The organism is Pseudomonas sp. RA_35y_Pfl2_P32 (assembly GCF_963970735.1).
Lineage (GTDB): Bacteria > Pseudomonadota > Gammaproteobacteria > Pseudomonadales > Pseudomonadaceae > Aquipseudomonas.
On the sequence record NZ_CAXAQF010000152.1, the window covers coordinates 1 to 573 of the forward strand.

The following is a 573-nucleotide window of genomic DNA, read 5'->3' on the forward strand; positions in this document are numbered from 1 at the left end:
TCCTGTTCCGCTTTAATCGCCCTGGCCCGCTCGATCAGCGTCTCGGCTTCCTTCACCGTCGCCGCCTCCACCTCAATATCGCCCACTTTGATCCGCACTTTTCGGCCGAGCCGCGCCGTAATCCACGATCCGACCAGCGCGCCGACTGGTGTCCCAAGTGCCGATAGGTGCAGGAGAAAGTCGCCGGTCAGCCACGAGGTGCCAGTGCCGGATTTCTGGATATAAGCTTGGCTTTGAACCTTGCGGCCATCTGCTTTCAGCGCCGCCTCGATCCCATACAGCTCCCGCTGCCGATCAGCGTCACGGTACCCGGGCTCATCGTCGACCGCGACGAAGGTCAGCTTAGCGTCGGGCCGGTCGCTGACTGGCGTGACACTTACGATTTTTGCTCCCAACATTCTAACCTTCCCCTACATTTGATAAAGGACATTATCATATGTAGAAGGGAATGTGAATCCTTGGCCTAAACGAGAGGCAGATTTGAGATACGCCACGGCTCGATCAAAACCGCTCAGCCACGATCGGCGCGGGTCTCGCGCGAACGACCGTTCTCGGGAGATGCCAGAAATCACC

1 protein-coding gene is annotated in these 573 nt (G+C 58.3%); it reads right to left on the reverse strand.

What is annotated here, in order from left to right; all coding sequences use genetic code 11:
- Positions 1 to 398 (reverse strand): hypothetical protein (locus AACY45_RS27585; protein ID WP_339548631.1); only part of this gene is annotated, 398 nt, incomplete at its 3' end.
- Between the last annotated feature and the right edge of the window lie 175 nt (positions 399 to 573).